We start from the raw sequence: 14,116 nt of genomic DNA on the forward strand, positions 1-14,116 counted from the left end.
CTATCTGCTAGTTTAGTAGCGAGACATATGCTTCGTATTGATGAAATGCGCATTAAAGGTTCATACCACCGGATACTTCAATGCGTTGTCCATTGATCCATCGGGCATCTTCTGTACACAAGAAGGCAACAACTCCACCGATATCGTCGGGTAAACCGGCACGACCTAAGGCTGTTACACTGGCAATATGTGCATTGGTTTCTTTATTATCGCGCACATGTCCGCCACCAAAATCTGTTTCAATAGCTCCGGGGGCGACGACATTCGCCGCAATACCACGAGATCCTAGTTCTTTGGCAAGATATCTTGTCAAAACTTCGATGGCTCCTTTCATCGAACCATAAGCCGAAGAACCGGGAAAAGCAAAACGGGCAAGGCCTGAGGAGATATTGATAATACGTCCGCCATCATTTATAAAGGGAAGCGCTTTTTGGGTTAGGAAAAAGACTCCTTTATAATGAATATTGTATACCGCATCAAATTGTTCCTCCGTGGTCTCCATAAAAGGGGCATATAATGCCGTCCCTGCATTATTGATCAGGAAATCAAAATTTGATTGACCTGTTTGATTTTTGAGATGATCGGTTATTTGTGCTATAAACTGATCAAAGGATTTTGTATCACCTGCATTGAATTGAAATGCAGCCGCATGTTGTCCCAAAGCCTGAATCATAGAGACGACATGATCTGCTTCTACTTTATTGCTATGGTAAGTCAGTATGACATCGATGCCTTTTTTAGCAAGATTAATTGCCATGTTTCTTCCCAAACCCCGGCTTCCACCAGTTACTAAAGCGATTTTATTTTTTGCCATTTTTATTTTTTTTTAAAATTTTATAAGACAAATTTCGTTTGAAAGGCATCTGTTGAGTTTGTGAAAAGCAAATGAATATTTGCGAAATTCAAACTATATCGGTTGAGAACGAAAATTGTTTGGTGAAAGATTGGTCTGCTTTTTAAAGAAATTAGAAAAATGGGCGATTTCTTCAAAACCGAGTGAATACGCAATCTCGGAAATATTCCAGTCTGTTTGTTTAAGGAGAATTTTTGCCTCCTGCGTAATTCTGGCGCTAATTACATGCGTGGTTGTTTTTCCCGTATTGTCTTTTAGGATTTTATTCAGATGGTTAACGTGAACCGCGAGACGTTCAGCAAAATCAGTTGCTGTTCGGAGCTGTAACCGTTGCATTGGTGATTCTACAGGGAACTGTCTTTCCAATAATTCGATGAAAAGTGAAGTAATTCTACTGGAGGCATTATGCGTGGGGTTACTGATGCTTTTCGGTTGTAATTTTTGCCCATAATGAATAATTTCAAGTACATAATTTCGCAAAAGATCATATTTAAATACATAATCGGAAGACAATTCATTATTCATTTTTTTGAAAATGTGTTCAATTTCAAGGCGCTGTTCGGGAGTGATTTGGAAAACAGGAAGCCCGCCGGGCTGAAAGATTGGCAGATCATCTAATATGACGCCACTTTTATTTCTTGCTAAAAAATCATCTGTAAAAACGCAAAAATAGCCTTGTTGATTTTCGTCTCTAGGTATCCAATGGTAGGGTACTTTCGGTGTCGCAAAGACCAACGCGGACTCCTCTATTTCGATTACCTTATCAGCATATTCGGCTGTGTTCTTTCCTGTTATAAGACTGATTTTGTAATAGGTTCGTTTGTTATAAGGCATAACGGGTTTCTCTTTCAACTTTGCCGCAAGCTCCACATAACTAAACACATTAAAATGCCCAATCTCACGCGCGATTTCCTTCGGTATACTCGCGTTTATCTCATTGTAAAACTGTTCAATTGAAGTTGTTTTCATAACAATTACATTTGCAAGAATCAAATTTAGCTTTTTTTATTGAATCACTTACAGGTTTCCTGATCTACTCATTTGGACAATGCAGACAATTTTCATTTAAATGTCATTAGTCCAATTATATTTTGCACAATATAATTTTTCAATCTACATTTGTGTAGTAGAAACAAAAACAAAACAAAATAAATATGAAAACGTTATATACAATCGGCGCTACAGCCACAGGAGGAAGAAATGGTCAGGTAAAAAGTGAAAATGCTGTATTGGACTTGGCGGTGCGTATGCCGAAGGGACTTGGTGGAGCAAATGATGATTATGCAAACCCAGAAATGCTTTTTGCGGCTGGTTATGCTGCTTGCTTTGATAGTGCCCTGAATTTGGTGATTAGACAAGAAAAGATAAAAACAGGTGAAACAACCGTTACCGCCCAGGTGAGTATAGGTCAATTAGAAAATGGTGGTTTTGGACTGGCCGCGGAGTTGCATGCCAATATCCCTGCGGTTAGTTTGGATGTAGCACAACAACTGATTGAAAAAGCACATCAGGTATGTCCGTATTCCAATGCGACCAGAGGTAATATCGATGTGAAATTAACCGTGTCAAATAACGAATAATATATGAATCATATTGCCACAGTGCTTACTGTACTTGTATTAATAGAACATATTTACATTGTGTGGATGGAAATGTTCGCATGGGAAACTGCTGGAAGGCGTAGTTTCGGTAAAGCGCTACCAGCCGAGCTCTTTAAACCTACAAAAGGGCTTGCTGCCAATCAGGGCCTATATAATGGCTTTTTGGTCGCCGGTTTGGCTTGGTCATTTTTTATCAATGATCCGATCTGGAGTGACAATGTTCGCCTATTCTTTCTAGGCTGTGTTCTTGTTGCGGGTATATTCGGAGGCATCACTGCAAGTAACAAAATATTCTTTGTACAGGGAGTTCCAGCGTTGTTGGCGATATTATTCGTTCTTTTTTCAAAATAAATAATTAACTAAATGTCATTAATTACAGATTTACAATGGAGACACGCTGTAAAAGCGTATGATCCGACAAAAAAGGTAACACAGGAAAATATAGATAAAATATTGGAGGCAGCGCGCCTTGCACCAACTTCTTCGGGCCTACAACCATTTAAAATATTGGTGGTTGAAAACCAAACTTTGAAAGAGGAATTGGCAAAAGGTGCCTTAAATCCTGAATGTATGAGAGAATGTTCTCATGTATTGGTTTTTGCTGCTTGGGACAGATATACAGAAGAGCGTATTGATGAAGTTTATGATTTTACGACTGATGTACGGGATTTACCGCGCGGTAGGTTTGGATCGTATACAGATAAATTGAAGTCCATATATCTAAATGAAGAAGCAGAGCGCAATTTTGCCCATACTGCGCGACAAACCTATATTGCGTTGGGATTGGCCTTGGCACAAGCAGCAGAATTGCGGGTAGATTCTACTCCAGCGGAAGGCTTCGACAATAATGTAGTGGATGAAGTGTTGCAATTGGATAAACTTGGATTGAAAAGTGTATCGCTAATGTATGTAGGTGTTGCCGATGCTTCTCGCGACTGGATCTCTACAATGAAAAAAGTAAGAATACCAAAAGAGGAGTTTGTCGTTGAATATAAATAGGAAACATCTTATCCACTAAACTTTAGGAAAACAATATCTTTGCAAAATGGATGATTTATTGAAATTGGACAAACAGCTTTGTTTTTCCGTATATGTCCTGCACCGTGAGATCATGCAGCAATATCGTGCTATTTTAGAAGAAATAGATTTGACGTATCCACAGTATATTACAATGATGGCTTTATGGGAAAATGGTGAGCAAACGGTCAATCAGCTTGGAGAAAAGTTGTTTTTGGACAATGGCACACTAACACCATTGCTGAAGCGACTGGAAGGGAAGTCGCTGCTTACCCGAACCCGGAGTAAGGCAGATGAGCGGGTCGTGAAAATTCGTCTCACGGATCAAGGTGTAGAATTGAAAGAAAAAGCAAACTGTATTCCTATGCAAATTTTTGAAGCCCTAAAGTTGGATTATTCCGATATGCAACAGCTAAAAATGCTAGCAGATAAAATTGTGACGAATGCAGGTAAAAGTTGAATTTTTAACACTAGATTGGCGACTTATAATTTAGCGTTTTAAATAGGGAAATTATTTTTCGCTGAATCAGGGTGTATCGAAATTTTATAAAAAAGAATGCGTTTAATTACTTTTGCTGCTTATTTTGTTCTGTTGGCACTTTCGTTTGCAAGTTGTGAAGAAAAGAGACGAGATACTGAGTTGTTGAGATATGTTGCTTTTAGCAATCGGGATAGTGCTCAATTAGAGCTTAATCTCTTTGAACGCCGTTTTCATGGAAAATTACGGTTCTACCGACCGGGAGGTGAAATTGATTCGGGAGAAGTTCAAGGAAATATCAAAAATGATACGCTAGCCGGAGATTACTATTATTTTCCGTTTGGATGGGGGCAGAAGAAAAGGAGACCCTTTGTTTTACTTAAGAAAGGGTCTCAATATATTTTAGGATCCGGTACTGAGCAAGTATATATGGGGATTCCGCATTATATTCCGTCAACGATCAGTTTTCAGCAGGCCAAATTTATTTTTAGTGAGGCCCGTTAAGATATTTAGCTAAAAGAATAGGCTACAAAATATTTTTCAATTTAATATATTGCAGGAGCATAATGGTCTTGCCATCTTTGATTTCGCCGCTTTCGATCATGCGTAACGCATCTTGAATATGAATCTCGAGGATTTCGATATTCTCCTCTTCTTCTTCCAAACCTCCACCATCACTGACTTTCATATTGTTCGTATACTCGGCGATAAAGAAATGCAGAATTTCGGTAACTGAACCGGGCGACATATAGGCTTCAAATATCTTTTCTGCTTCCTTGATCTGATAACCGGTTTCTTCTTCTGTTTCCCGCCGTATACAATCTTGTGGGGAATCTTGATCTAGCAAACCTGCGCAGGCTTCTATTAACATGCCAGACTCATTTCCGTTGATATAGGTTGGAATTCTAAACTGCCTGGTTAATATAACAGTCTTGGACACGGTATTATAAAGCAATATCACCGCGCCATTCCCTCTATCATAAGCTTCTCGGCTTTGTTGTTGCACTGTGCCGTCTGGCTTTGTATATTGATAGGTGACTTTTTTTAAGGTATACCAATTATTGGATAGGATTTCAGTTTTTACAATTTCGATATCTTTGATTGCCATTTTTAGAGCGTTAAAGTCAAGCTATAAAAGTAAGTATTATGGCTCATATTAAGAGTGAAAGAGTAAATTCGTTTCTATTTTCTTTTTCGGATGTTGTAAGATTTAATTTCTAAATTTAGCAGGGATAAAAGTAACAGTGCACAGATCCTAAAATGGCATGGCAAAATATATAAGTAGATAGTATGATTGGGGATGGGCTATACTATAAAATTGTTAAACCTGACCACACACTTTCTGATTTCGTAGATAGTTTTTGGTGTCTCTACAATCATTCGGGGCAGGTCAAAGAAACAATAGGCTTGCCAGATGGGCGGGTGGATTTATTTCTTTTTCGTTCTCCAGCTGAAGGTTTTCGGATCATTTTGCTCGGACTGGGTACGCTACCGCATGAACAGGCTACAATTCCAATCGATGGGGTAATATTTTGTATCAGCTTAAAATTACTTGCAATAGAATATATTTTAAACGAGAGTGTAGCTGATATTATAAATTCTGGGAAGATATTGGAACATGATTTTTGGGGTTTTAGCGAACAGGATTTACAGGATTTTGATTATTTTATTGACAAGTCTGTCCAAGTGCTTTCATCAATGTTACCTGCAACTATCGATGCACGTAAACAAAAATTATTTGATCTTATATACGAAAGTAAAGGCACTATTTCAGTTTCTGAGCTTTCAGAAAAAGTATTTTGGACAAGTAGGCAGATCAATCGCTATTTTAATCAGTGGTTTGGCTTATCCCTAAAAGTATATTCTAACATTTTACGTTTTCGGGCTTCTTTAGATCACATTGCCCAAGGGAAGCTTTTTCCTGATGAACACTTTTTTGACCAGAATCATTTTATCAAAGAAATTAAGAAGTTCTCTGGAGTAGTTCCCAAGGAATTGCTAAAAAATAAAAACGACCGATTTATACTATTATCTTCCCTGACATCGAAATAATTTTGTCTTAACATTTTAAGAACAAATATGATGTTAATAGAAAATAAAAAAATTGCTATTGTCGGCGGCGGAATGGCCGGCCTGACCCTAGCTCGATTATTACAGATGGAGGGGGCGGATGTACAAGTTTATGAACGTGATTTCAGCCGCGATGTGCGCGTACAAGGCTCTACATTGGACCTTCATGAAGGGACAGGTCTTGAGGCGTTAAAACGTGCGGGACTTATCGATGAATTTTATAAACATTATCGCCCGACAGCAAGTAAGCTGCGTATCGTGGATAAGGATCTTCATATTAAATTTGACGATCATGATCATATCGCTGCGGTTGCTGAAAACCGACCGGAAATTGATCGGGCTCCGCTACGTGATATTTTGCTGAATTCGCTGAATAAAAATACACTAGTCTGGGATCGCCATTTTGTTTCGATGGAAAAACATGGAGAAGGCTGGATTTTACAATTTAAAAAGGGACAGACAGCCTATGCCGATCTTGTTGTTGCTGCCGATGGTGCAAATTCCAAAATACGTTCTTATCTCAATGCGCCTAACCCAATTTATTCGGGGATTACGTTGGTAGAAGGAAATATATATGATGCGCATAAAAACGCTTCCAAGCTATTCGAATTTACAAAAGGAGGAAAAGTAATGGCTTTTGGGGATGAGCAGTTTATCGGGTATGGCACAAAGGGCGATGGATCCATCATGTTTGTTGCCAGTACAAAAGCGCCTGAACATATATTTGCCGAACCAGGTAATGATGTCAATATCAAACAGCAAGTTTCCAAATGGTTAAAGGATAATTTTTCGGGCTGGAGCGTTGTGTGGAACGAATTTTTTGCTAACGAAAATGTGTCTTTTATACCTCGGCCACAATACTATTTCCCTCTTGATCAATGTTGGAATACACAGTCTAATCTCACAATGATTGGCGATGCTGCCCACCGTATGCCACCTTTTGCCGGAGAGGGCGCAAATGTTGCTATGCAAGATGCATTTGAACTTGCGGCATGTCTGACCAATGGTAATTTTGAAAGCTTAGAAATTGCGATTTCTTATTTTGAGAAACAGATGATCCAACGTGGAGCAGAAGCCACACAGGATACATTGGAAAATAGCGACCGAATGCATTCGACAACAGCTTTGCAGCAGATGCTAGACTTTTTTGGTGAAAATTGATAGGAGAGCGTAAAAGTACAACTATCCAAAAGCTGACTTAATAAAACAGCAAAAACAAATTACTTGTTAAAAGGATGAAATTCTTTTCTAGCCATCAAAGTGACCTTAATTGCTACTTATGTGCAGGAAGCTGATAACGATTATAGATCTCTTTTAATATTCTTTTGTAATACTTTGTTTTGTCAGATTCATCGATAACGATGATTTCCACGTCATTGGCTCCAAGTAGTTGCATTTTATCCACCGCTATTTGATGCCATTTTTTTGTTGTATAGTAAAATAACTTATTTTGGATGAAGTTACTTTTTTTATAAAACTTATTTCGAGCACGATAAGTCAGAAGCCACCAAAGATCTATCTCCACAAAATCCAAAGAGAGCCCGAGGATATGAATATCTTGAGTAAAGAATAAGTCTATCCACGATTGCAGTTGCAAGTTTTTTTTCTGCTTCAATCTTTTTATCAAAGCGGCCTTGAAAACAGTGTCTGACGTATAGTTAGTGCCATTTACCACGTAATCTCTCATTTTTTGAAGCTGTCCACAATAATGCTCATATCCAAGATTGATCGAATTGGGACTGTCACAATCACCATGAATATGCCAATATGTTTTATCATTGGTCTCATGCCGCCGGAAAACACTGTATGTGGTTTCTCTCACCAGGCTCGTATTATTTTTTGGAATTGATCCTTCCAAGCTGAATTCATAATTTGTCGTAATGATGTTTTTAGTTGGAAGGGCCCGGATCAATTCGTGTATTTCATTTTGCTTTATTTGTGAGACGCTATCCGAAATATATGTTTTAAGCTCTTTCTCATTAAGATGCTGTATCTTAATTGCATTTAGAAAAATCTCTTCATACAACATTGGGAATGGTTTTTGACCATTTTCCAATGCTGTTACATGATATTTTATTTTAATATTAGTCAGCAAGTCGCTCCAGCTAATTCCTGGAGAAATATTGTTGATATCATTTCCAACTAATAAGCTGAATTTATCCATTTGTAAATAATACTTTGAAGATTTCCTCTTGGGGCAAACCAATCAAACCGTTTCATGCCCACTTTGATGACAACTGTCGAACAGGAATCTATCGACTAGTCTCTAATTTAACAAAAAATAATGAATGAACCGGTCGTTAGATCGCATTAAATCTTCATTTGCTCAGAACCTAATAGGGGGTATCATCTGTTTGGATTTATGGTGAGCAAAATCAGTTTCTAATGGGAAATCTAATTTCGAAGGTTGTACCCTGATTTAACTTACTATCTACTGTGATTTTTGCGTCGAGTCTATCGACAATTCTCTTGACAATGGATAATCCAACCCCTGATCCATCAAATTGTAGCGCATTAGGTAAACGATGAAATATTTCGAAAATTCGTTCAGTTTCCTCGGCTGACATACCGATTCCATTATCCCATATTTTATACAAGACATAATTTTTATCAATTAGACTGTCTATCCCGATGCGTGGCGTTGTTTTATTGCTGCTGTACTTGATCGCATTGCCCAGAAGATTTAGGAACAATTGATAAATTAAGGTTTTTTCCCCATCAATTGGAAGGATTCTTCCTTTTTCGAATTGTAGATTATGAACATTAAATCTTACGCTGCAATCATCGATGATATTTTCGATAAACCGTTCCGGATATACAGTTTCGTATTCAAATTCATAACTTTTGGTACGGGCGAAATGGACCGTTTTATCCAGCATGTTATTCATCAACTTGATTGCTTCCATCATGTTTCTACCTGCTTTCCCGAGGAATTCCTGACTTAAACCAGGCCTATCCCGAATCATCTGTGCCGTCATCTGTAAGGCGGCTAAGGGATTTTTAAGATCGTGGCTCAGTGTGTAACTGAATGTCTCCAAGATATTGTTTGTTTCGATTAATTTTTCATTGAGCGACTGAATTTCTAAGATCTTCTTTAGACAGGCTTCCTGGATTGTGATGCTCAAGTTTTTTAGGAAGTTGATTTCGCGCTTTTTCCATTTTGGGGCTGTTCCTTCAACTGTTTTTTTCCAGGCATTGAAGGATGTACGGGGGGAAGGGAAATTTATCTCCTTTGTCGGATCGTAAATAAGCCGTTTTTCTGGGACCCCGGCCCAAGTTTCCTCTACTTTTACTTCCTTTCGGAAGAAATAGATTTTGAAATCCAATTTGTTTTCTAGATCAATTAGGGCAATTCCTGGGAAAGTAAAAATTTTGTCTTCTTTATCTTGTGGCCATTGGAAATCCGATTGCCAGAATAACGGTTCAGTAACTGTCTTTCGGAAGTGGTTGTCCAGGCTTAATATCATTTCTTTTTGTGGTGTAATGCCGACAATATGCCATCTGTCAAGATATTTGAAGGCTATTCCATCGGCTTGGAGGATGTCCATTAAGCTCGATGTCAGAGAGCTGATTACCTTATCAAGATCTTTCTTTGTAAACAGGTTTTGCCTGATCTCAAATGCGACACTCTTGGTCTTAAGTTTGAAATTATTATCCTCAATTTGCTTCTTGGCCAAAAAACTATTGACAGCATATTGCACAATGAAAACGGAAAGATGTCGTTGCGCTAAATCAATGTACTTGGGGACTCTATTTTGACAAGCGACGAGTCCCCACAATTTTCCATTAATGATAATGGAAAAACTGCCACTTGCTTTCACCTGTGCATTTCGCAGATATTGCAGGTGTATAGGTGACATTGCACGGATCGCAGTCATGGATAGATCCAAGTTTTCGGGCTCAATGCCCCAAACCGGTATGGGAGCCGCATCAATATCTGGTGTGACCCTGGCAAATATTTTTGTGTAAAGCTCACGAGCCTGTTTGGGAATGTCAAATTCTGGATAATGATAACCTAACAATGGTTCAAGTCCGCCAACGACATGTTCGGCAATAACCTGACCATCCCCATTTTCCGAGAATTTATAGATCATAACACGATCATAGCCTGTCACTGTAAAAATATTCTCGGCCAGCGCTTTCCAGGTATCGCCACTGTCATTGATATGCTTGGCATAAAAGAATGTATTTTTAAATCGATGAGACTGTGAACGATGCTGCTCTATTTCAACATATATCTTATTGTCAAAAGGATAAATACTTAGATAATGTGCTGTATGCGCTAGAGAAATATCAGCCACATAGCGATACCTGAAGCTATCAGTATGATCCTGTATGATTTCATTAAGATCAATCGTATGTTGGATACCAAGAGAATCAATAAAACCCATCAAGGTTTGCCCCAGGAATACACTTTGTTTAGGTAATCCTGTGTCTTCCCAGTTTGCGCTCCAGCCTATACAATTAAGAGCGGCGTCAAAAAGGAGGAGACAACCAAAATGCTGTATTTGACCACAAAGATGTATGGCTTCTTGGTCGCAATTAGAAAAATGATTGTTGTCCATAAACGCCTTCGATATATTCTCCTAAAGTACAAAATAAATAATTAAGGCATAGCTATTACGCTTAAAGAAATGTTCATGACACGCAAAGCGCTATTTTTTATTTTCTGGAATAGCAAGGCAGCATAGCGTCAAGTGTAATAAAGTGATGTTGTTTTATCAGTTTTGGTGGTACCAAAGGTTGGCGTTGTAGTTAAAGCTACATTTCACTAAGCAATGGGATTGATTAGCCATTTATAAAACTAGCGACATGCTGATAGCATAATGTCAGATAAGAAAATTGTGGATTGAATGAGCATTCTATTGTTGTTGACAAAAAAGGCTAGGTGAACCGATTTCCTAGCCTTAACGATATAACTCATCCTATGCTATAACGATCAAATAACAACGGAATAGCAAATATGTTTTATATTGTTAAAGCAAAGTTAGTTTGAGACCTAAATCTTTTGCTCAAGATTACTTACCTGTCTATAGCATACATTTACCGTTTTTTTAGGGGTGTTGGCCTAAAATTTATTTTTGGGATCCTCTTATTCACTACTTTTCATTAATAAATTACATACTGACCCAAATGATGGAACAATTTAGAGTAAGTGTAAAAATCGGTTTGCTAGTGCTGGCAAGTTGCATGCTTCAGGCCTGTAGATTAAATAAGACTACTGGGATCTCCCGATCTCAAATAACAGGGCAGGCCGAGCGGCATTTCGCGGAGTTTGTCGGTATTAAAAATCATCTGCACCAGCATCCCGAACTTTCGGGTAAGGAAATCATGACGAAGGAATTTGTGCGGCAATATCTGGTAAAATTGGGCTTAGAAGTAAAATCAGATCTATATGGTCAAAGTGTGATAGGCATTTTGAAGGGTAAAAAGGCAGGTAGAAAAATTGCCTGGCGATCCGACATGGATGCCTTGGCGATGGATAGTAATCTGGATGAGCTCTATAAATCTCATACCAAGGGCGTTCACCACGGTTGTGGCCACGATGCACATATGGCTATTGCATTGGGGATTGCCAAGGTAATGGCTCAGAATAAGAAACAGATGAAAGGGGACGTTTATTTTATTTTTCAACCAGAGGAAGAGACCTTTAATGGGGCAAAGAAGATTATGGAAACTAATTTTTTGGCTGATTTAGGGATCGAAGAAATCTATGGGCTCCACGTAACAGCTTTTCCTGTTGGCCAAATCTTCGTAAAGCCGAATGAAATGTTTGCCCATCAAAGAGAGATCCATGTCCAAATGAAAGGGATAACATTGAATTCGGAACAACTTAATAAAATCTCTGCTGTTGTTGCAAAGAAATTGAACAGAATTCCTAAAGGAACTAACCCGGCGGATATACAGAAAATAGCAGATCCAGCGCTTGGCGTGGCCAGCCCCAATACAATATTCCTTGATTATTCATTTGCCGATGGTAAGTTCCATGTTTCGAAAAATGGGGAAATACAAAATTTGGCGTTAGAAATGTATGAGACTAATAGTGCTGCAATTCCGAATATCCTTCCTAAAGTAAGAACTGCGGTAGAGGAAATGGGATTATCCAGGTACGTCCAATCCATTTCGTTTAGTCGAGAGAATCCTACGGTCATGAATGATGCTAGATTGACTAGCGAAGCTTATCAAATTCTTCGACAGGAAAAAGGAATAGATATTTACTTAAGTCAAGGTCAGATTCCCTATTTTAACGACGACTTTGCCTATTTTCAGCAAAAAATTCCAGGTGTCTATTTCTTTCTTGGCGGATCTAATTTTAGTAAAGGAATTGTAGCTATGAACCATACCTCTCATTTTCAAATTGATGATACCTGTTTAAAAACCGGAGTTAGTGCATTTGCGTATCTATTAAGTAGAAGACTGTCAGAATAGTATCGGGAAATAAGTTCATTAAATTAAATGGTTTTGATTTTTCTCAGAATTTATTCAGTGTATCTTTTAAGCCACATCAATAGCGATGTGGCTTTTTGTTTGCTCAGTCCTTGACTGATATTCGGTAGCTGTTTCATACCGCTTATATACCTACGGAATTTGATTTTTCAGGCTTGGTTCTCCTTTAAATTTGTATTGAAATAGCTGCGGGAGTAGTCATTTGCAGCATATATTGAATAAAACAGAAATCTAGATTTTAATAAAAAATAAGCGCTTACTCACGATCAGGAAATTTAAAAAAATTAAAGAAGACATGGATATTAAAGAACATCAATTGATAGGAGTTTCCTTTCACGATACACCGAATAAGAACGGGATTATTAACCCTATTTATATCATTATACATTATGATGGTGCCACTAATGCGACTAGTGCCATTCATTGGATGTCGGATCCGAGAAGTAAAGTTTCGGCTCATGTGCACATCAGTAGGGAAGGGATAGTGACACAGTTGGCACCATTTAACGTTAAATGCTGGCATGCGGGTTTGAGTTTTTGGGGAGGATTGAACGATTTGAACAGGTATAGCATTGGAATCGAGTTGCAAAATAAGGGAACAGAAGTTTATACCGAAAAGCAAATCAATGCAGCGATTGAAGTATGCCAGGCAATTATTGCTCATTATCCGATTCAGGAGATTTTAGGACATAGCGATATTGCTCCAGGGAGAAAGGAGGATCCGGGGAAGCAGTTCCCCTGGAAGAAGTTTAAGCCACTACTAAAAAAGAGTCACGATGGAACTATTTGAAATTTTAGAAAAGTTAATTATTCCTATTGCTACAGCTATTGGAGGTTACCTTGTTGGTCGGCCGAAACAGCAGGCAGAAGTGGAAGCTACAAATGTGGATAATGCTGGAAAGGTCATTGATAAGTGGGAGAGCTATGCAAACCGGCTTGAAAAGGATATAGAGCATTTAAGGGCTATTATTGAGGATCTTAATCAGGGGCTCAAACTTGCCAATGAGGACCGTGTGGCTTGTTCGAAAACGCTAGCGGAATTGCAGGTTAAATATGATGATCTGATGAAACTCTATAATGAATTGCAAATTGAACTAAAAAAAGTAAAAAATGAAAAATATATTTCTATTGACCGTAATGCTACTGCTCGTTAGTAGCTGCGGTCTATTTAAAAAGACAGTAAGAACAAAGGAGTCACAAATCCTGAAGACGAATGAAGAAATGACCCTACTGTCAAAAGTGGACTCTGGTAGGATACGCTTGGAAGTTGCACAGTCTCATAACCGTCTTTCGGTACATACAGTGGATCTGATGCATATTGAGGGTGAAAAAATGGAGATCAGTCCGGATGGAACGATAAATATAATTAAAGGAAAGATCCATAAGAAGCTAACCCGTAATGTGGATAGCAGTAAGAGATTTAAGCAATCTGTTTCCGAGCAGCGACAGGCGGTAGAACAGCGTGTCTTGCACAAAGAGGAAAAACTCCAGTTGGCGGATAAAATGACAACACGAACAGCTAGGCCAGTGGTAACAAGCATGCTGTATTTTTTTATCGGCCTACTTGTCTTGGCAGGCGCCGTGATTTGGTGGATGCGAAGGAGGATAGGGGGGAAGGATTAAAGCCTACTATGCCGATCAAAGGAAGCA

At 38.5% G+C, this 14,116-nt stretch carries 16 protein-coding genes; 11 read left to right on the forward strand and 5 right to left on the reverse strand.

Translation table 11 applies throughout. From position 1 onward, the window contains the following. Window positions 1–52: 52 nt before the first annotated feature. Both HPC41_RS00135 and HPC41_RS00140 read right to left on the reverse strand, forming a co-directional pair. Complete coding sequence (locus HPC41_RS00135) at window positions 53–814, reverse strand: SDR family NAD(P)-dependent oxidoreductase (protein ID WP_172391993.1); 762 nt, start codon at window positions 812–814, stop codon at window positions 53–55. Between the two features lie 93 nt (window positions 815–907). Beyond that, window positions 908–1,822, reverse strand: a complete 915-nt coding sequence (locus HPC41_RS00140) for a helix-turn-helix domain-containing protein (RefSeq protein ID WP_172391994.1) — start codon at window positions 1,820–1,822, stop codon at window positions 908–910. 185 nt (window positions 1,823–2,007) lie between these two features. Here HPC41_RS00140 and HPC41_RS00145 point away from each other — a divergent pair, with 185 nt between their 5' ends. The 5 genes from HPC41_RS00145 (at window position 2,008) to HPC41_RS00165 (ending at window position 4,453) form a co-directional block, all read left to right on the forward strand. Next, on the forward strand, window positions 2,008–2,433 hold the full coding sequence (locus HPC41_RS00145; RefSeq protein ID WP_172391995.1) for an organic hydroperoxide resistance protein: 426 nt from the start codon (window positions 2,008–2,010) through the stop codon (window positions 2,431–2,433). Window positions 2,434–2,436: 3 nt separating this feature from the next. After that, the gene (locus tag HPC41_RS00150) at window positions 2,437–2,805 is read left to right on the forward strand and encodes a DUF1304 domain-containing protein (protein WP_172391996.1); all 369 of its coding nucleotides are present in this window, start codon (window positions 2,437–2,439) and stop codon (window positions 2,803–2,805) included. A gap of 12 nt (window positions 2,806–2,817) precedes the next feature. Further along, window positions 2,818–3,453, forward strand: a complete 636-nt coding sequence (locus HPC41_RS00155) for a nitroreductase family protein (RefSeq protein WP_172391997.1) — start codon at window positions 2,818–2,820, stop codon at window positions 3,451–3,453. 46 nt (window positions 3,454–3,499) lie between these two features. Further along, window positions 3,500–3,931, forward strand: coding sequence for a MarR family winged helix-turn-helix transcriptional regulator (locus HPC41_RS00160; protein ID WP_172391998.1), 432 nt, complete (start codon window positions 3,500–3,502; stop codon window positions 3,929–3,931). A gap of 96 nt (window positions 3,932–4,027) precedes the next feature. Continuing rightward, window positions 4,028–4,453 (forward strand): hypothetical protein, encoded by a 426-nt coding sequence (locus tag HPC41_RS00165; RefSeq protein ID WP_172391999.1) that lies wholly within the window; start codon window positions 4,028–4,030, stop codon window positions 4,451–4,453. 22 nt (window positions 4,454–4,475) lie between these two features. Here HPC41_RS00165 and nudK read toward each other — a convergent pair whose 3' ends face one another. After that, window positions 4,476–5,057 carry a GDP-mannose pyrophosphatase NudK gene (gene nudK, locus HPC41_RS00170; RefSeq protein ID WP_172392000.1) on the reverse strand — a complete coding sequence of 194 codons (582 nt, stop codon included), beginning with the start codon at window positions 5,055–5,057 and terminating at the stop codon, window positions 4,476–4,478. 314 nt (window positions 5,058–5,371) lie between these two features. Between nudK and HPC41_RS00175 the strand changes: the two genes are divergently transcribed. Then, entirely contained in the window at window positions 5,372–6,001 is a 630-nt protein-coding gene (locus HPC41_RS00175) for a helix-turn-helix domain-containing protein (RefSeq protein ID WP_343043773.1), read from the forward strand. Between the two features lie 27 nt (window positions 6,002–6,028). Further along, window positions 6,029–7,180 (forward strand): FAD-dependent oxidoreductase, encoded by a 1,152-nt coding sequence (locus HPC41_RS00180; RefSeq protein ID WP_246250229.1) that lies wholly within the window; start codon window positions 6,029–6,031, stop codon window positions 7,178–7,180. Between the two features lie 112 nt (window positions 7,181–7,292). On the opposite strand, the gene HPC41_RS00185 is transcribed toward HPC41_RS00180, so the two are convergent. Both HPC41_RS00185 and HPC41_RS00190 read right to left on the reverse strand, forming a co-directional pair. After that, entirely contained in the window at window positions 7,293–8,183 is an 891-nt protein-coding gene (locus HPC41_RS00185; RefSeq protein ID WP_172392001.1) for an SIR2 family protein, read from the reverse strand. 211 nt (window positions 8,184–8,394) lie between these two features. Next, the gene (locus HPC41_RS00190; protein ID WP_172392002.1) at window positions 8,395–10,584 is read right to left on the reverse strand and encodes an ATP-binding protein; all 2,190 of its coding nucleotides are present in this window, start codon (window positions 10,582–10,584) and stop codon (window positions 8,395–8,397) included. A gap of 568 nt (window positions 10,585–11,152) precedes the next feature. Between HPC41_RS00190 and HPC41_RS00195 the strand changes: the two genes are divergently transcribed. The 4 genes from HPC41_RS00195 (at window position 11,153) to HPC41_RS00210 (ending at window position 14,089) form a co-directional block, all read left to right on the forward strand. Next, window positions 11,153–12,448: a M20 metallopeptidase family protein gene (locus tag HPC41_RS00195; protein WP_172392003.1), complete on the forward strand. Its 1,296-nt coding sequence runs from the start codon at window positions 11,153–11,155 to the stop codon at window positions 12,446–12,448. Window positions 12,449–12,761: 313 nt separating this feature from the next. Beyond that, complete coding sequence (locus tag HPC41_RS00200) at window positions 12,762–13,256, forward strand: N-acetylmuramoyl-L-alanine amidase (RefSeq protein WP_172392004.1); 495 nt, start codon at window positions 12,762–12,764, stop codon at window positions 13,254–13,256. Then, window positions 13,243–13,620, forward strand: a complete 378-nt coding sequence (locus HPC41_RS00205; protein ID WP_172392005.1) for a hypothetical protein — start codon at window positions 13,243–13,245, stop codon at window positions 13,618–13,620. Before HPC41_RS00200 ends, HPC41_RS00205 begins: the two co-directional genes overlap by 14 nt. Continuing rightward, window positions 13,577–14,089, forward strand: a complete 513-nt coding sequence (locus HPC41_RS00210; protein ID WP_172392006.1) for a hypothetical protein — start codon at window positions 13,577–13,579, stop codon at window positions 14,087–14,089. The genes HPC41_RS00205 and HPC41_RS00210 overlap by 44 nt, the downstream gene beginning before the upstream one ends. Window positions 14,090–14,116: the final 27 nt, after the last annotated feature.

The organism is Sphingobacterium prati (genome assembly GCF_013167215.1).
Classification (GTDB): domain Bacteria; phylum Bacteroidota; class Bacteroidia; order Sphingobacteriales; family Sphingobacteriaceae; genus Sphingobacterium; species Sphingobacterium prati.